At 55.7% G+C, this 17211-nt stretch carries 13 protein-coding genes; 7 read left to right on the forward strand and 6 right to left on the reverse strand.

Features of this window, described 5'->3' with window-relative positions; all coding sequences use genetic code 11:
• Positions 1-46: 46 nt before the first annotated feature.
• Positions 47-1228, forward strand: a complete 1182-nt coding sequence (locus VGE80_RS07060; protein ID WP_373652216.1) for an LptF/LptG family permease — start codon at positions 47-49, stop codon at positions 1226-1228.
• Between the two features lie 176 nt (positions 1229-1404).
• Here VGE80_RS07060 and ald read toward each other — a convergent pair whose 3' ends face one another.
• From ald to VGE80_RS07085, 5 genes are all read right to left on the reverse strand, one after another.
• Positions 1405-2511, reverse strand: coding sequence for an alanine dehydrogenase (ald, locus tag VGE80_RS07065; RefSeq protein ID WP_373652217.1), 1107 nt, complete (start codon positions 2509-2511; stop codon positions 1405-1407).
• A gap of 14 nt (positions 2512-2525) precedes the next feature.
• Positions 2526-4892 (reverse strand): hypothetical protein, encoded by a 2367-nt coding sequence (locus VGE80_RS07070; protein ID WP_440592152.1) that lies wholly within the window; start codon positions 4890-4892, stop codon positions 2526-2528.
• 469 nt (positions 4893-5361) lie between these two features.
• Positions 5362-6726: a histidinol dehydrogenase gene (gene hisD, locus VGE80_RS07075; protein ID WP_373652219.1), complete on the reverse strand. Its 1365-nt coding sequence runs from the start codon at positions 6724-6726 to the stop codon at positions 5362-5364.
• Positions 6727-6749: 23 nt separating this feature from the next.
• The gene (locus VGE80_RS07080) at positions 6750-7307 is read right to left on the reverse strand and encodes a TlpA family protein disulfide reductase (protein ID WP_440592153.1); all 558 of its coding nucleotides are present in this window, start codon (positions 7305-7307) and stop codon (positions 6750-6752) included.
• A gap of 166 nt (positions 7308-7473) precedes the next feature.
• Entirely contained in the window at positions 7474-8892 is a 1419-nt protein-coding gene (locus tag VGE80_RS07085) for a Gfo/Idh/MocA family protein (protein WP_373652221.1), read from the reverse strand.
• Positions 8893-9140: 248 nt separating this feature from the next.
• Here VGE80_RS07085 and VGE80_RS07090 point away from each other — a divergent pair, with 248 nt between their 5' ends.
• Complete coding sequence (locus VGE80_RS07090; protein ID WP_440592154.1) at positions 9141-11171, forward strand: serine/threonine-protein kinase; 2031 nt, start codon at positions 9141-9143, stop codon at positions 11169-11171.
• A 91-nt stretch (positions 11172-11262) separates the two neighbouring features.
• Here VGE80_RS07090 and VGE80_RS07095 read toward each other — a convergent pair whose 3' ends face one another.
• Positions 11263-12366: an HD domain-containing protein gene (locus VGE80_RS07095; RefSeq protein WP_440592155.1), complete on the reverse strand. Its 1104-nt coding sequence runs from the start codon at positions 12364-12366 to the stop codon at positions 11263-11265.
• A gap of 457 nt (positions 12367-12823) precedes the next feature.
• On the opposite strand from VGE80_RS07095, the gene VGE80_RS07100 reads away from it, so the two are divergent.
• From VGE80_RS07100 to VGE80_RS07120, 5 genes are all read left to right on the forward strand, one after another.
• A complete protein-coding gene (locus tag VGE80_RS07100; RefSeq protein ID WP_440592156.1) occupies positions 12824-13639 on the forward strand; it encodes a DUF1573 domain-containing protein in 816 nt (271 codons plus the stop codon).
• A 500-nt stretch (positions 13640-14139) separates the two neighbouring features.
• Positions 14140-14796, forward strand: a complete 657-nt coding sequence (locus tag VGE80_RS07105) for a MotA/TolQ/ExbB proton channel family protein (RefSeq protein WP_373652225.1) — start codon at positions 14140-14142, stop codon at positions 14794-14796.
• A gap of 121 nt (positions 14797-14917) precedes the next feature.
• On the forward strand, positions 14918-15379 hold the full coding sequence (locus tag VGE80_RS07110; RefSeq protein WP_373652226.1) for an ExbD/TolR family protein: 462 nt from the start codon (positions 14918-14920) through the stop codon (positions 15377-15379).
• A gap of 182 nt (positions 15380-15561) precedes the next feature.
• The gene (locus tag VGE80_RS07115) at positions 15562-16416 is read left to right on the forward strand and encodes an ExbD/TolR family protein (RefSeq protein WP_373652227.1); all 855 of its coding nucleotides are present in this window, start codon (positions 15562-15564) and stop codon (positions 16414-16416) included.
• A gap of 65 nt (positions 16417-16481) precedes the next feature.
• A partial coding sequence (locus VGE80_RS07120) for an FHA domain-containing protein (protein ID WP_440592157.1) occupies positions 16482-17211 on the forward strand: 730 nt, incomplete at its 3' end.

The following is a 17211-nucleotide window of genomic DNA, read 5'->3' on the forward strand; positions in this document are numbered from 1 at the left end:
ACCGCCCGTTCCTGGTAAGATCATTCTGGAATAAAAAACGCTCCGTATGCGACAGGTTGAACGCTACGTTATGGTGGAATTGCTCCGCGTATTTGGCGGATTGATCACCATTTCGACGTTGCTGCTGGTCTTTGTGGGCGTTTTCGGCGAAGCGCGGAAGTTTGACTTGGGAATCTGGCAGGTCCTTCAGATCATGCCGTATGTCATTCCCAGCTTGATGCCTTACACCATTCCTGCGACGCTTTTGTTGTCGGTCTGCGTGGTCTACGGTCGCATGGCAGGTGACAACGAGATCATCGCGGTCCGCGCGGCGGGCATCCACATTATGCACCTGATGTGGCCATCGTTCTTTATTGCAGGTGTCCTCAGCATCGTCGCACTATTCCTTACGGATCAGATCATTCCGTGGGCCTTCGGAAACATTGAACGAATCGTCGCAATGGCGATCGAAGACATCATTTTCGACAAGCTCAGAACAGAGAATCAGATCAACGACAAGGACCATGGAATCTCGATCAACGTGACCGGTGTCCGTGGTCGTACGCTGATCCACCCCACGATCCGTTACACCCCGCCGGGTGGCGAATCACTCATCATGCAAGCCAAAGAGGCTCAAATCGAATTCGATGTGAAGAACAAGAAATTCTATTTGAGCCTGTGGGGGATGCAGGGGAATCTCGGCAGCAAAAACACCACGTTGTTCGTCTACCATGATCGAATTCCGCAGCAGCTCCCCAGTCGCGGGGAATCCGCCGGAAACCGCGTGCTGAGGACGCAGGATCTGGTGACGAAGATCGACGAAATGCACCGCCTGCGGAACGACACCCGCCGGATTCAGGCGATTGAGGTCGCCTTCGCTTATTCTCGTGGTGATTTTGACAGTCTGAACAGCATCAACTTTCAGCGTCATCAACGAAGATTAGATTCTGCAATGAACACGATTCATGGAATGCGAACCGAATACTATAACCGGTTCGCAATGTCCGTCAGCTGTCTGTTCTTCGTACTGCTGGGAAGCCCCTTCGCAATTCTGATGGCGAAAAAGCAGTTTCTTACCTGCTTCCTGTTCTGCTTCCTGCCCATTTTGACCGTCTATTATCCGATCTCGATGATGACGCAGAACATGGCGAAAAGCGGTCAGATCGACCCCATCTGGTCTGCCTGGATGGCCAACCTGACCTTGCTGCTGGCAGGGCTCTATTTCATTCGTCGGGTGATGATGAACTGACGTCGGACAAGTCTTTATCGGGTGGGGGCACAGACGCACCAAGTCTGTTTCACGGATCAGGTGGTCAATCTGCGCCTGCGAGCGTCTGAGCAGCGCAATTTTGCGGGCAAACAAACTTCCGTCCGGTCTTTCCCGCGGTGTGAGGACCCTGGGACTTCAGTTTACGCCACCACTGGTCAAGGCTGATACGGCGAAAATGGCATGTTGAAGGTCTCTGCGACCGGACGATAGGTGACTTTGCCTGCATGGAGATTGATCGCGTTAGCGAATCCCGGATCAGCGGCCGCCGCCCCAGCAAGCCCTAGTTTGGCAAGACGTTCAACGTAGGGAAGCGTCACATTGCACAACGCGTGGGTGCTGGTCCTTCCGACGGCCCCCGGCATGTTCGTGACACAGTAATGGACGATGCCATCGACCACATACGTTGGCTCGGAATGCGTGGTGGGGCGGGAGGTCTCGACACAGCCTCCCTGGTCGACGGCGACGTCAATGATGACCGCACCGGGCTTCATCAATTTCAGGTCTTCACGAGTGACCAGTCGTGGAGCACGGGCACCTTCCACCAGCACGGCACCAATCACCAGGTCAGCCAGTTGCAGTTGCTCACGAATGTTATGACGGTCACTGAAGACGGTATTCACATTTGAGGGCATGATGTCTTCGAGATAGCGAAGTCGATCGACGTTCACGTCCAGGATGACGACATCTGCCTGAAACCCGGCGGCAATGCGGGCCGCATTCTTACCCACGACCCCACCGCCGAGAATCGCGATATGCGCAGGAGCCACTCCCGGAACCCCCGCCAGCAAAATGCCGCGGCCTAACTGCGGGCGCTCGAGATACTTCGCCCCCTCCTGGATACTCATTCGACCAGCGACTTCGCTCATCGGAGTCAGGCAGGGGAGATCCCCCCTGGGACCGCGTAGCGTCTCGTAGGCAATGGCCGTTACTCCACGAGCCAGCACATTCCTCGTCAATTCCTCACTGGCCGCAAAGTGGAAATAGGTGAAGACAAGTTGCCCAGAGCGCAACAGAGGCCATTCCTGAGGCTGCGGCTCTTTGACCTTCACGACCAGTTCTGAAGATCCCCACACCTCGGCGGCTGTCGCCACGATGCGTGCGCCGTTGGCGGCGTACATTTCGTCAGTCAACCCACTTCCGGATCCCGCTCCGGTTTCGATCAGAACCTCGTGCCCGGCTTTCGTCAGCTCCTCAACTCCCACCGGGAGCATTGCGACACGATATTCATCCAGCTTGACTTCTCGCGGAACGCCAATTCGCATCGCCATGACTCCACTTAAGCGGGATTAACTCGAAGCGTCGCCCTGATCAACCACAGTCCACCGATCATCATGACAACGCCGACAATCCCCATGGTTGAGGCCGCAGTTTTTTGGGGAAGATTGAACATCTGAGCGAATCGCTGTACGGGCCCATTTGCCATCACCGATCGACTAATCGCCGCCTGATCATCCTCAAAGGTGGTTACCTGCCTTTTGAGGGCCGTCTTGCCAGACGCCTTCGCAACGACTGCGGCTGTTTTTCCTCCGGTCTTCACGGTTGCCGGAACTGCACTCTTTGATATCGAATCACGACTCGATTGCATACCCACCTTCGTAGCTTTGACGGGCACAGATCGACTTTGTGATGTCGGTTCCGTTTGATCAATTCCGGGAGGCAGAGGAGCAACACTTGCCGCCGACTCTACCCGTTCTGGCTGCGTCAGGGACGCCGACGGAGATGCACTGGCGCTTTCGTTCCCCTTCGTCACCTTTTTGCGAAGCCGAAGCGGAGGCTGGTCTGCGGGGAATTTCGCGCTGTCAGTGTCGGGAGCGTTCGGCAAGTCGATGATCGAGGGCGACGGTCCCGACGGGATCATGTCCGCATCGTCGTCAGAATTCTTGTAAGCCTCACCCTTAGGATCTTTCGAAGTTGCCGTTTCAATCAATGGCTTTGCTTCCACTTCTGACGAAACAGGAATCACATCTGCGGCACGATCGTAGGACTTGCGCAGCTTGAGCGAAGTACGAGGAGTCGATACTGGAGAACGGGCCAGTTCCACGACCGCAGGAGCTGTTGCGCGTTCCATCGCGGCTGACTCACCGGTCTCGTGTGACGTCGTTACGGGTTCTCCGGGATTGAACTTCGATTTGGCCTCCAGACGTCGTCGCAGCTCGTAGACCTGTTCGACCGGGAATCCGTTTGCCGGCAGCTCTTTTGCAGATGGGTACTGCTGGGCCGACTCCGAACTTGAGTGCGAGGCATCCGACACTTGCGCCGTTTTTTCCAGATAGCGTGATCTCAGTTTCAGCCCGGCAGAATGCTTTGGATTGTCAACGTCCTGGGGTTCCTCAACGGACAACTGCTCAGGAGCAAACGCTACTGACTCATCTGAAGTTGGCATGTCCAGACCCGCAGAATCCTCATCTGCCGCCGAACTCTCCTGCGAACTTGTCACGGCAGGAGTTTGACTCGAAGGCGCCTGGTACCGCGAGCGGAGTTTCAGTCCACCCGTACTTGCCTCCGTTGGGAGTGAACTCAACGAAGCGGCTAAAGCATCCTCCTCAATATCAACTTGATCCGTGTCGAAGTTTACGCCCGCATCTTGGGAGGGAGCGACGATCGGCCGCTCCTTGCTTGACGTGACTTCCGCAAGATCCTCGACAGATTCAGAGAGGGTGTCCGTGCTGATGTCGCGTTGTCGTTCTCGCAGTTTTAGAGGAGGTCCACTGACTTCTGGCATTCCGGTCAAGTTGCCTGTGTCCAGCGAACCGTCCGTGCGATCGCCCGAGAAGCTTGACGCAATCGGGCCTGCGGCTTGGGCAGCCTCTCCAACGGATGCCACGTCCAAAGCAGGATCGTCAACGCTCGGCGGAGCCTCAGTTGGGGGTCCTTCCGGTGAGAACGTGCTGGAAGCGACATCGAACACGGGATCCCATGCCGCGTTCTCACCGTGTCCTGTTGAGGTATTTGCCGTAGCAGGATTAGCCAGCTCGGAAGATTCGGACCGCCCTGTGAAGGAATCCGTTGTGTCAGCCCCCTTCAAGGCACGTACGGGTTGCTCGAGATTCGCAACAGAGGAGGGAATCCCGGACTTCCTGGCAACGGATTGAGTTTTCTCCGCAGAGGAAAGAGCGGTCTGCGAGCCAGCCTTGCGTTTCGTTTCTGCGACTTCGCCTGGGGCGCTGCCGCCCCCCACTTTGGCATGTTGACCGTTCTTTCCGCCTGGCGGGGTGGCGGGCAGCGATTTAGCGAGCATCTCAGGAGTCGTCCCCTGTCGCTTCAGCCTTTCGCTGCGGAGCGAGCGAAGTTCGCTGACGTAATTCGCCGTTGCCGTGGGGGAAACATCAGGAGCACACTGAACCAGCTTCGCGGAAGATTCCGAAATGCTCGCGGCCCGGTCTGCCATGTAGATCGCGCGGTCGATTTCACCACGATCGGCATGCGCCTTCGCTTCGGCCAGCAACTTGCGAATCGCATTGTTGAAGTCACGAGCCTGTCTCGTCTCCGCCGTTTCGACGGTCTTCTTACGACTCGAGAGTGGCCAGTCGGCTCGCAGGTCCATCGATTCGGCCGCAACCAGGGAAATCGATGTCAGACCTGCGATCGCTCCGCATCGAAGACGGCGAGCCCACAACACATACTTTGAATGATGTTCAACCATTCGCGCATCCTTTGGTGAACGCGAACACACGGAAGACCTGGAATGTGTCTCACACCCCAGCACATCTTTCGGATCGGTTACACCAAACGAAACGCTTCACCCGGTTGAGGTGACTTTGGGGACTTTGGCAATAAGTCCGGCGCCGAATCATACATGAATCCCCCAGCTTAACTCTGGCTCATTCGGTAAATCTCCAATAGCGTCGGGCCAACGGCAGAAGTTTCCTGTACGGCACACCTCTGGTGAGTCGCAGAACTCATCCGTGACTGCAGCCTCGTCCCATGCCATACAGCCTGCGTGCGTCGCAGAGCTCTTGCCATTCCGCAAAAACCGCTCGGGCTGGACACGCGCCTGGGGGGCGCGCCCCGGTAGTACTCATGAGAGAGATCACGCCCGTGTGCAGTAGTTGCCGAAGGACTTGCCGAATTCCCTTCGACAAGTCTCCTCCGATTGTAGCGGACCTGCTGCTTCAGTCTTCCAGTCGAACGTCCACACTGGCACTGTGGGCGGTGAGACCTTCCACTTCCGCCAGTCGCCGGATGTCGTCAGCCGCATCTTCCAGCGCGTCACGGTTGAATGAAATCACACTCGAGCGCTTCAGGAAGTCATTGGCACAAAGTCCATTCGCGAATCGGGCAGTTCCCCCTGTCGGCAGGACGTGCGAGGGGCCGGCAAAGTAGTCCCCCACCGCAACGGGTGTTGAATGTCCGACGAAGATTGCCCCCGCATTCTGGATCCGTCCCAGAATTCTTTCGGCCTCGTTTGTCGAAATATGCAGATGTTCGGGAGCTAGCCAATCCGCCAAAGCAACGGCCTGGTCTTCGTCACGCGCCACCACAAGTGCCCCGTAGTCGTTGAGGCTGGCTCGCGCCAAATCACCGCGAGGAAGCTTCTCCAACTGCCGGACCAGTTCAGCCTGGACTTCGGCGATGAGTGGAGCGTGCCAGGTAATCAGGACTCCGGAACCTGGACTATGCTCTGCCTGCGAAATCAGATCTGCAGCCACATATCGTGCGTCAGCAGATTCGTCTGCCAGCAGGACGACTTCGCTCGGACCAGCAATGCTGTCGATATCGACTTCACCAAACACGTGTTGTTTCGCGAGTGCGACGAACAGGTTGCCGGGGCCGACGATCTTATCGACGCGTGGCAATCCTTCTACGCCGTAGGCCATTGCCGCCACCGCCTGGGCTCCCCCAATCCGGTAAATTTCCGTCACGCCGACTTCAGCACAGGTAGCCAGTAGGAACGGGTTATATCCACCAAATTCGGTCGGGGGGACAACGACGGCAATCTCTTTCACACCCGCAGTTCTGGCAGGAACGGCCGTCATCAGCACAGTCGATGGATAGGCCGCGGCTCCACCGGGAACACAGATACCGACTCGTCGAAGTGGCAGGTACCGCTGACGCAACTCGACCCGGCTGGTGCCGTCCTGACGAACCAGATTCACATCCTCGTGCAGAATTCGCGTCTGAAATTCGGTGATGTTCTCTTTAATCCGCCGGATTGCCGCCAGGAAACGCTTATCACAGGCCGAGTGGGCAGCCGCGATTTCGTCATCGCTGACCCGGATTGACTCCGCGGACAGTTCTTTATTGTCCAGCTTTGCTGTGTAGTGCAGGACCGCTTCAAGGCCGCGTTCCCGCACGTCTTTACAGATTCGCTGCACGACCTGACGAGGAGCGAGCGGTTCGCCGAACAGTGCAATCGTGCGATTGCGCCCCGCGTCGGAGACAATGTCCCCTTGCGGACTCAGCTTCTGCCGTAGCTCGGCGAGGGCTTCGAATGGATCCTGAACAGAACAGTCAATGGTCGGAATTGTGAGAGTCAAAATAGGTTGCGCTTCAACGAGACTTAATTTTGTTTGACCTGAATCGCCGCTTTTACCGCTGCTTCAATGTCTTCGTGTTTGAACTCTTTGTCATCGCCGCTCTCGAAAACCTTGAACAGCTTGCCATCTTTGCCGTAGATCTTGAAATGGGGCAACGCGCCGTCCGCGATTTCGAAGACGTCAGATCCCTCACCGGAAATATCCAGCGAACTGACCAGGTTCTCGAAGTGAGCATCGTTGAGAGCCAAAAACTGCTTGACCTTTTCAGGAACCTTCCCTTTGACGGGGTCATCGAAGCAGAGCGACACCACGACAAGCCCCTGGTCTGCAAATTTCTGACTCATTTCCACCGTCTTGGGAAATGCCTTCCGGCAGGGGACGCACCAAGTCGCCCAGCAGTCGACAACGATCACCTTACCCTTGTTGGCAGCGATGACCTTGTCGTATCCCTCTTTGTCGACAACACGAACATTGATCGACTTGGACGATTGTGCCTGAGCGATCACGGAAACGACCGCGATGAATGCCATTCCCAGCAGGGGTGTAATCCATCGGCGGCAGCAAGACTGGACGTCGTCCATGATGGTCCTCGTTGGAGTCGAAACAGGGGCAGTTGCCGGCCCAACATCTGGCCAGCCCGTCACATCAAAAAGCTTACCGACTCGCCTCACGATGTCTAGCGCTGGCTGGAAATGCGCAGACATCACGAGGATCAGTCGATAGTCGGCTTCCGGAAAGACGGCCAGTTCAGATCAGTTTCCAGCCTGGTCGATATTCGCGGCGAATGTACTGATCTGCTTCCGGCGCATTGGGGCATTTCAGCTTCTGAGCATCCCATTCCAGCTTCTTGCCGACTCGGTAGGCGACGTTTCCAAGATGGTTCGCTTCGGTCAGCCACCCGGAATACTCGAAGTTGCATGTCGTCTTCAGGTCCGTTTTGCAAGCCCGTACCCACTCTGCCTGCTGCCCGGGAGACTCGGGAATGAATGGGTCCGGACGTTTGAAGTCCTTGAACTGGGTTTCGGGAAGCAGGATGTGCTGGCCATAGTCTGACAGCAACATTCCCTTATCTCCAATAAACAGATGACCATTCTCCCACTGGGGAATTCCCTTTTCCGTCCAGATTTTTGGCTTATGCGTCCCCTGATACCACGTGAGACGAACAGGAGGCATGTCGCCCCGCGCGCCATATTCGTAGCTCGCATGCATCGAGGCGGGTGCCAGGTCCGGGTGCGGCGGAGGGCCGCTCGCTTCAATCGTCAGTGGCGCCTGCAGTTTGAGCGCCCAGAAGGGGAGGTCATTAAAGTGACTTCCGAGGTCGGACATCGTGCCGCTGCCCCATTCCCACCACCGATACCACTTAGGCCCGGGGAAGTAGACGTTGTTGAACTTACGTGCGGGTGCGGGACCGAGCCAGAGGTCCCAGTCCAAGCCTTGAGGAATCGGATCTTCCTCTTTTGGACGCTCCGTCACCGACACGATGTCACCAAATCGTTGAGCATCTTCAGCGGACTGCAGTCCCCAGGATCGCGAGGTCCAGACGTGGGCTTCACGCACGGGTCCAATCGCTCCGCTCTGAATCAATTCCACGACGCGGCGGTAGTTACTTCCAGAGTGGATCTGAATTCCCATTTGCGTCGCAACATTTGCCTTCGCAGCCGCTTCGCGAATCACGCGTGCCTCCCAGATGCTGTGAGTCAGCGGCTTCTCGCAATAAACGTGTTTGCCGAGTTGCAAAGCAGCGAGTGTGGCGAATGCGTGAGTGTGTTCGCAGGTGCTGACAATCACAGCGTCGAATTCGTGCGGATTATCGAAGACCTTCCGGAAGTCGACGACCTTCCGAGCCCGGGGATGTGCGGCAGCAGCACGGTTGAGGTTATTTTCATTGACATCGCACAAGGTGACGATGTTCTCTGTCCCGGCGACGGCCTCGAGGTTTCCCGCGCCACGGCCACCGGAACCGATCACGGCGATATTCAACTTATCGATGACACCTCGAGCGCGAAGAATGGCGGGCGCAGCAAATGTACTGGCAGCAACAGCCGTCGTCGTTGCGAGAAATCCACGGCGTGTGATTGACGGTTGATTGTCCTGCCCATTGGAGGAGTTGGCACTCTTCAATCGGGAGGGTCTCACACTTCGAGAGGCGTCCGGCACGTTTTTCATGAGCACTGTCCCTGTTGTCGGTTTTCGTTTACTGGATTCATTCTCGATCGCTGCTGTCAATTCGCGACGCGCCTGTCCTGCGTCGTTCGCCACTTGCGTAGTTTGCCAGATGAATTGGCATCTGTTTTCGTTTATGGTAACTATCGCGTTCCCCTTAAGCAGTGTCCACTGACTCGTCATTTCTGCGGTTTGTCCGACAGTAGAAAGCACAGTTAGTCGTCGATTGTGCTTCTATGAGAGTAACTTGAATGGACGAACTCGAAATCTCGTTCGCAGCCCTCACCATATCGGATCTGACACTGCGCCAGGAATATATTGACCGAGTTTGCCACGAAGACACTGCTCTGCGAAGACGAATCTGCACTCGCATCGATGCCCTTCAACAGGAAAAGCATGCTCCGCCTTCGGACGATCTGGTGACGATTGATCTGGCGAAGCGGACAGAGCAGGGGGGCACGGGTGGTGATTCCAATGCCGCTGCAGAAAAGACCTTGGCGGTGCAACAGCAACATGCGCCAGTAACCGAAGTCATCCGAACGGTATCGGACGATGCAGCCCTGTCTGCCATTCTGCAGAAATCCGACGAGAAGAATTCAATCGGTCGACTCTTGAACTATGAAATCCGGCGAGTCATCGGTCGAGGAGCCTTTGGAATTGTGCTGGAGGGGTTCGACACCAGGCTGCGCCGAGTTGTCGCGATTAAGTTATTGGCTCCGATGTCCACCGCCCGACGCGAAACGGGTCAGCATTTTCTTTCGGAAGCGCAAGCAGTCGCTGCCATCCGCCATAGCAATGTCGTGGACATCTACTCGATCCACGATGAACCGATTCCATTTCTCGTGATGGAATACATTCCCGGAAAAACACTCCAGCGTCTGGTCGAAGTGACGGGTCCACTGCCACTCAGTTCCGTCCTCGAGATTGGTCATCAGATCGCCAGGGGATTGGCTTCCGCTCATCAGAAGGGCTTGGTCCATCGGGATATCAAGCCGTCTAATATTCTGCTGGAAGAAGCCAATGGTCATTGTGTCAAGATCACGGATTTCGGATTGGCGAGTGACATTCAGAAGATCAACTTCACTCAAGGTGGACTGATCGCCGGAACGCCGATGTATATGGCGCCGGAACAGGCCGAAGGAAAGGATGTCGATCAACGATCGGACTTATTCAGCCTGGGCAGCGTGCTGTACTTTATGATCACGGGGAGGGCACCGTTCGAAGGAAAGTCGACAACCGCGATTTTAAATCAGGTCATCCAGGACTTTCCCCCATCAATTCAGTCGACCGTGCCGTCAGTCCCCACGTCATTGTGTGAGATCGTGGCAACATTGCACTCAAAAAAGCCTGAGAGTCGCTATCGCTCTGCAGAAGAGGTGGCCGATCTCTTGTCAAAATCACTAGCAGACATGAAGTTTCAGCAGTTTCCTGAGTTCGACGATCTTGTCACTCCACCTGCCGAAGCACGCGCAGGTGCAGAAATTTCGAGCAAAAACATGCGTGCGCAGCCGGTCGCCGAGCCTCTCTCCAGACTGAAGAAGCATCATTGGTTTGCCACGACAATCGTCTCGCTGGTCGTCCTGGCGGGGTACTTGACGTTTCCCAAAGGGGAGACAAAGCGATCTTCGTCCAATGACTCAGAATCGGTCAGTGCAGCGACCTCGGATGCCGAATCGGCCACTGGCGACTCAACGGCAAAGTTCTCTTTCAAGCAGCTCAAGGGTCTGCTGAACGAAACGGCCATCGGAGCAGGAAATCCGGACGATGTCAAAGTTACGGACGAGTACTTTGAATTCGATGCCACTGCTGCATCCCCCACAGTTTGGGTCAATTTTTTCGCGATCGACAGTCCTGAATGGACATTCACCACGAGTTTTCGCAACCTCACACTGGACCGATATGGCTGTATCAAGGTGGTCTTTATGCCGAATGAGGAACAGGAAACCAGCGGCATCATCTGCAACTGGACAAATAAGTCGACGGGATATATCGAGGTTCTGGAAGCACCCGAAGATGAAGTTGAGCCAATCCCGTTGCCCTTGATCGATACGGGGGAATGGACGGAAATCAAACTGGTCGTCAATCCAGAAGAAATCCAGTTTCACGTGGCTGGCAACTTGGTTACGCGCGCACGCCGAAGGAACCAAAAATCGGGCCATCTGGCACTTTGCGTTTGCAACTGGAGATGTCAGTTCAAAAATCCACAGGTCGTGATGACATACGCTCCTCGCCCCGCACCTGAAGGCATAGGCGAGGAAGCGCACGACGGCTCGGGACAGTAAGTCGTTTACGAGACCTTCAATCCCACGGGTTCAAGAGAGCGACAACGTGAAGCTCTGACATCTCAGACAGGGATTGCTGCCCCCCGTTTGATCACCCATACGTTCGGGCAAGATCCCGCAGTTCATCGAGCGCATCTTCAACGTCGGGAACAATCGCACCGCAAACGCGTGCTCCGCGGTCACAGGCTCCCAATCGCAAAAGGTCTTCGAAATCGGGCGACTCCCGCAGCCGCTGATAGGCTCGATGTCCAATGGTTCGGTCACGAATCTTGTGAACGTCCATGTGATGTTCAATCAGCCAGGCGGTTCGGGCGGTGATGTGCCCCTCAAGAGCTTCGAGACCCGCTTCGACGTGATTGTTTTTGTCGAGCCCCTTACCGATGTCATGCAAGAGTGCTGCGAGTTGGAACTCTTCGTCGTAAGGCAGCTCGTCACGCGCCAGGACATAGCATTGTAGCAGATGATAGAGAACGTCCCCTTCGGGATGGTAGTACTCATCCTGCATCACAGTTTCCAGAGGAATCAGCAACGAGCGATAAACCTGGAAGCGATCAATCGCTTCATCTGCGGTTGCCAGTTCGACTTCGAGGTCGGCATCGGGATATTCGCTGCGTAGAAATTGCTCGAATTCCGGTAGTGTCGCACGCTCCATTGCCTTGCCGGTAATCGAGCTTTTGAACACGAAACTCGATTTATCCGGTGAATACACCGTCAATTCGATTGGAAACCGTTCACGGATATGAACGTGAGTGAAGAGCTGTTCCTCGCCGTTTTTCCGGACCCGCTTTCTCTCAACCTCGTAGTCCATTCCCTCCGCATCCAGACTGCCCGTCACGGTGTCGATGCTGCTGGCGAAGACATGGATATCAATGTCGGACCCCTGCCGGACGTGTCCGGTCAAAGTGCTACCGATCACTTTAGGGCGACAATGGGACAACAGCCGCATGATTCTGAGGGCTTCGACTCTCATTTCCCTCAGTCGTTCAAACCTTCCGTTCCCTTCGAACAGCTTGGCCATTCGCTGAATTTCGTCGCGAATCTCCGCGTTCGTGGGGAGTTCTGAGGGTTTGACCCAGCCCCGACAGATTCGTCGGGCCGCTTTGAGCTTCGCCCTGTAGTACTCGGATTCGTTCCGCGAGTACATCAAACGGGCCGCTTCAACGATGATACCCCGTCTCAGCTTTTCGTCAGTCATTTGAAGATGTGCCGGATATATCAGCCGATCAGATCAGTCACCGACGACGAAATGTCGCATGCGTGGCCGATCTTAGCGCAAGAGAGACGAGCCCATCAAAGCCGACACCAGGCTCGTCCAGCTAGTCTGAATTCTAAACCTCACCGCAGAGCCGTCAAGATGGATTCAGATTCACGTTGACCCTGAAAACCGACTGCTGCTACAAGCCACACAATTACAGATCATCTTCGCGTCAAGCGTTGATTCGGCAAGCAAATCTGGTGGCCCCATCTCCTGCAAACGACAGACTGAAGCGTTTCGAGAATGGCCAGCAGATTTGCCTCGACCGCCGCATCATCGACATCGGCGATCTGTGAAGGATTTGCACGTAGTACAGGAACTGCTCGCGGAAGCCGAGGGCTTCAGCACATGCCGGGCGATCACCCGAATCATTCATCGTCAATTGCGGACTTTCTCTATGAATAAAACCAATACCGTGACGGTGCACTTGATGGCCTGGGCCATGGCGATCACCCCTGCCAGTTTGGGCATTCTGTTTCACACGGGGGTGCGATCGATTCCGTTGTCGATCGAAGTTCCCTCCCAGCCCGCTTTAGCCTTCCATCAGTACGCCGTCGACTTGCGGAAGATTCATCCCACCGCAGAAGTCCCTGCGACATTCGTCTTTCAGAATCGGGGAACGGAGCCGGTACGAATCACCGCGATGGAACCGAGTTGCGGGTGCCTTACGCCGTTGCTGCAGGGTGATTCCGACAAGGTCATTCCCCCCGGGGAACAGGGACGGATCATTGTCAGGATGCAACCCGCGAATACCACTGTCGGTCCCCACGAATACACGGTTGATGTGAAATATACTGATCCCGAGCCAAGGGAAACGCGGTTGACGCTGAAACTGGAGATTCCTCCTGCGACACTGACAGTCTCGCCTCCGGCTCTGATCGTCTATCACCCCAAGGGGTCAGAGCCCACGACCTATGACTTCACTGTGACCGACGGACGTGGCTCGATGTTCGACATTGAGGAACTCATCGTGAACAGTGATCTCGTCGAAGCTGCGATTGGCGAGACTTCACGAACACCGACGGGCAAATTTCAGCACACAGTCCGCGTTTCGATTGCTGGCGAACTGCCACCAGCCCGGACCCAGATCCTCCTGAGAATTAGAACCACGGACCCGGACTTTCCGGAACTGCGCGTTCCGCTCATGCTTCAGGGGCCCCCCCAGTCGACAGCCGACGCCAGCGCATCGGGGCATGACCACGATCATCAGTGAGACCTGACGGTCAGCTTCTGAATACAATCGGAGGTTCCCTGGCAACGCACGCTCGGAAACATTCCCTGCGATCGTTTGACCTCGGGCCTTTCGATTCGCAATTTGATCTCGGTCAGTAGTGCTTCGCGACATCTCGCGGGGGCAAGCGTGCAGGAGCCCCCGTTACTACCCTTGAAATCTAAGCAAAACTCTGTCGAGGATCTTCCGACAGTTCCGCTACGACGCAGCCCCGCGCGGTGAGGCACGATGAACCTTTCCGTCCCGCCCGACTCTGGGCACCCATCCTCAATCCTGAACGGCAGGGCGAATCGAAGTCCGTCGTCGTGACTGGGTCGATCGATTTATTCCTGGTCGCGGCCCGTGACGTTATTCATCTTGGAATCTCACTAACCTGCGATCGGTTTCGAACGGATGGCGTTTAGGGTATCTTCGTCGCCCATCCTGGTGCCTCTCTCTTTGTGCCATTTCGAACCTCTGTCATCGTAAATTGGAGAGTCCTTATGGACATGACCGCGCTCGTCGACCTGATGAGCAACCTGATCTATCCGATGCAGGGTATCGCGGCCGTTTATGGAATCTTTCTGGTTGTGCTGATCTTTCGTCGGATCAATCAGAAGAAATTCCGCTCCGAGGCAATAGCAGACGAATTCCTGAATCAGGTGAATGAGCATCTCAAAAATCGAGAGTTCGATGAAGTTGTGACCTTGTGCGACTCCCCGCCCTACTGGTCCAAGGCTGTTCCGCAACTCATTCTCATTGCGATGGCAAACCGGCAGTGGCACCCCGCCAAACTGCGGCAGGCAATGAGTGAAACATTCGAACGCGAAGTGCTGACAGAACTGGACTATCAGATGTCCTGGGTCAATACCGTGGTAAAAACCGCTCCCATGCTCGGATTGCAGGGAACCGTGCTGGGGATGATCGCGGCATTCGGAAAGATTGCCGGTAAACAGGCGACAGGTGTGAATCCGGCCAGCCTCGCGAACGACATCAGCTTTGCACTGATTACCACGGCCGTCGGTCTGATGATCGCGATTCCCCTCGTCATGTGTATGGCGTCCATGCAGGTTCGGATTGGCCGATTGACAGACAGCGTTCAACACCAGATTGGCAAATTCCTTGACCAGCTTGAACTCGTCTCATCCAGACGGAAGTAAATTCGTCGCACGGGATGCAGCTTCGGAAAAGACCTCTTTCGTGGCTGCAGGAGTCAATCCCCGTGTGGAAATCTGCCCGTCGATCGCTCTCTTCACGTGAATCTCCAGCAAGGTGTCCGACATGGCAAAGCGCAGCCTGTTTACGAATGGAGGATCGTTCGGCGGTGGGCGCAAAATTGCCGACGGGGAAATGGACATCACTCCCATGATCGACGTGACGTTCCTCCTGCTCATCTTTTTCATGGTCGCCTCCACCATGCAGGGGACTCCCGATATTGATGTACCACCCGCGGAACATACCGTGGGCGTCGATTCGTCGGGCACCGCGGTGCTCACGATTTTTGCTCCATCGAGTTCCGCCGATTCGCCCCGCATCGTCCTTGGCGATGGACAGGGACCGGAAGCAGATCTGAATGAAGTGCGCCGATACGTCGAAGAGAACATGCGGGACGGGAAAAAGAAGTTTGTCCTCAAAGCGGAAGGAGACGTTCTGCACGGACTCGTCGACGAGGTGGCTCAAACAATCAAAGGAGTCGAAGGGGCCGAACTCTACATGGGTGTGGGAGACAAACCAGATGAGTGACCCGGTCAGTTCGCCGAAACCTACCGGACACGAAATACGATTCGCTCATCGGTGCGAACGTGAAGTCGAATGCGAACCGCTACCTGAAACTGCTAACTTATTGAACGGCACCTTTTCCTAACGCTCTTCTACCGGTCGTTTCTATGCCGATTCGTTTCCGATGCACGCACTGTCAGGGATTGATGGCGATTTCCAGCCGGAAGGCCGGTGCGGTTGTGGAATGCCCGACATGCGGCGAGCAGACCCAGGTCCCCGAGCAGGACATCTTCACTCCAGCCGCGCCGAAACAAATTCCGCAGGCCGACAACGAGCCCGACGTAGTTCCCGCTACCGACAAACCCGAGCACGCGGCACGAAAGTCAGACGAACCGGTCTCAAACGATCGGGACGGAGAGGAACTTGAGAGCGAGGAAGAAGAATGGACAGGTCCGTCGGATCTCCCCTTGGACGCGAATCCGGAACTGGTTTCGGAGACGCCGATACCTGCGCAGTCTTCCGATCCTCCGTTCTCGTTCGACAAAAGCCATGACGCCCCCAAAGAGGACCAGGTTTACGACGAGTATGATGAAGACGAGGAAGACGAAGAGCAGCGATACGCGCCGCTGTCGATCCGTCGGCGTAGTCGAGGTGATGAGGAAATGGACCTGACACCGATGGTCGATGTCACGTTTCAATTGCTGATCTTCTTCATGGTTTCAGCGTCGTTCAGTCTGCAAAAAAGCATCGAAGTCCCGCTCCCTGACCCCGACCAGCAGGGCGCAAGCCAGCAGGTTCAGATCATGGAAGACCTGTTGGGGACATCGATCATCGTCAAAATCGATGACAGCAATACGATCTGGATCGATGACGAACCGCTGGCGGATGCGGCGCAACTGGCAGAAACCCTGCGCGACAAAATGCGCAAGGAACAAAAAACCGAACTCCTGGTGACGGCCGATTCCCAATCCCAGCATCGTCACGTGATCGCGGTCATTGACGCAGCAAATGAAGTCGGAATGCAGAAAATCAGAATGACATCGCGAAAGAAAGCAGACTGAGGGTATTCAGCCCCTGTTACGCTGAAACCCGAATGCCAACCCCTATTTCCTTGATGAATGTCAAAATGGCTTCACTAAAACTTCAACGGAACGATGGTTCGACAGAGTCATTCGAGTTGTCTCGTTCGCAGCCTATGACAATCGGGCGTCAGCCATTCAACGACATCTGTATCTCCGATGCCGATATTGCCGCAATGCATTGCAGGGTCAGTTGGAACAAGACCGGTTTTGAAGTGACCGCAGCCACCGGGAACGGGGTCGAAGTCAACTCGAAGAAGGTGGCGCATCTGACTCTCAAGTCAGGCGATGTCATACAGTTGGGTGAGAGCCGCATCGTTTACGATGATCCACATTCGGCGCAGGTTCCTGCCCCCGAACTCCCACCGCTACCGCCCCCACCACCCGCAACCAGTCGCAAGCGTGACCGAAAGCCGCAGCGTGAGGAGCAACCAGAGGATCTTTCCCTGTTCGAGGGGCCGGTGATCACTGAATCACAGGCCATGATCGATTCGCTCTTTGGCGACGAGGATGAGAATGAGGATGATTTCCTTGACGTTCCTCGGGAAAAATCAAAAAAGCAGGCGAAGTCCGCGGGGACGCTGTTTGATCGGCCGCCCGTCCGCCCCGGAGAACAGGAGGTACTCAAATCTCCGCTGGTCCTGGCTCTGGCCGGGGGAGGACTGGCGCTGCTGCTCATCACAGGAATCTTCTGGTTCCTGATGGCCCGGGAACAGACCAATCGCATGTATGACCGTGCCGTTGCTGAAATGAACGACGGTCAGTATTCGCAGGCGA

The sequence above is a fragment of the Schlesneria sp. genome, assembly GCF_036405755.1.
Taxonomy (GTDB): domain Bacteria; phylum Planctomycetota; class Planctomycetia; order Planctomycetales; family Planctomycetaceae; genus Schlesneria; species Schlesneria sphaerica.

Excerpts from the sequence above, each read along its gene's own strand:
- VGE80_RS07060 (WP_373652216.1), top strand. The coding sequence starts at position 47 with ATGCGACAGGTTGAACGCTACGTTATGGTGGAATTGCTCCGCGTATTT.
- ald (WP_373652217.1), bottom strand. The coding sequence starts at position 2,511 with ATGCGAATTGGCGTTCCGCGAGAAGTCAAGCTGGATGAATATCGTGTC.
- VGE80_RS07070 (WP_440592152.1), bottom strand. The coding sequence starts at position 4,892 with ATGGTTGAACATCATTCAAAGTATGTGTTGTGGGCTCGCCGTCTTCGA.
- VGE80_RS07080 (WP_440592153.1), bottom strand. The coding sequence starts at position 7,307 with ATGGACGACGTCCAGTCTTGCTGCCGCCGATGGATTACACCCCTGCTG.
- VGE80_RS07085 (WP_373652221.1), bottom strand. The coding sequence starts at position 8,892 with ATGAAAAACGTGCCGGACGCCTCTCGAAGTGTGAGACCCTCCCGATTG.
- VGE80_RS07090 (WP_440592154.1), top strand. The coding sequence starts at position 9,141 with ATGGACGAACTCGAAATCTCGTTCGCAGCCCTCACCATATCGGATCTG.
- VGE80_RS07095 (WP_440592155.1), bottom strand. The coding sequence starts at position 12,366 with ATGACTGACGAAAAGCTGAGACGGGGTATCATCGTTGAAGCGGCCCGT.
- VGE80_RS07100 (WP_440592156.1), top strand. The coding sequence starts at position 12,824 with ATGAATAAAACCAATACCGTGACGGTGCACTTGATGGCCTGGGCCATG.
- VGE80_RS07105 (WP_373652225.1), top strand. The coding sequence starts at position 14,140 with ATGGACATGACCGCGCTCGTCGACCTGATGAGCAACCTGATCTATCCG.
- VGE80_RS07110 (WP_373652226.1), top strand. The coding sequence starts at position 14,918 with ATGGCAAAGCGCAGCCTGTTTACGAATGGAGGATCGTTCGGCGGTGGG.
- VGE80_RS07115 (WP_373652227.1), top strand. The coding sequence starts at position 15,562 with ATGGCGATTTCCAGCCGGAAGGCCGGTGCGGTTGTGGAATGCCCGACA.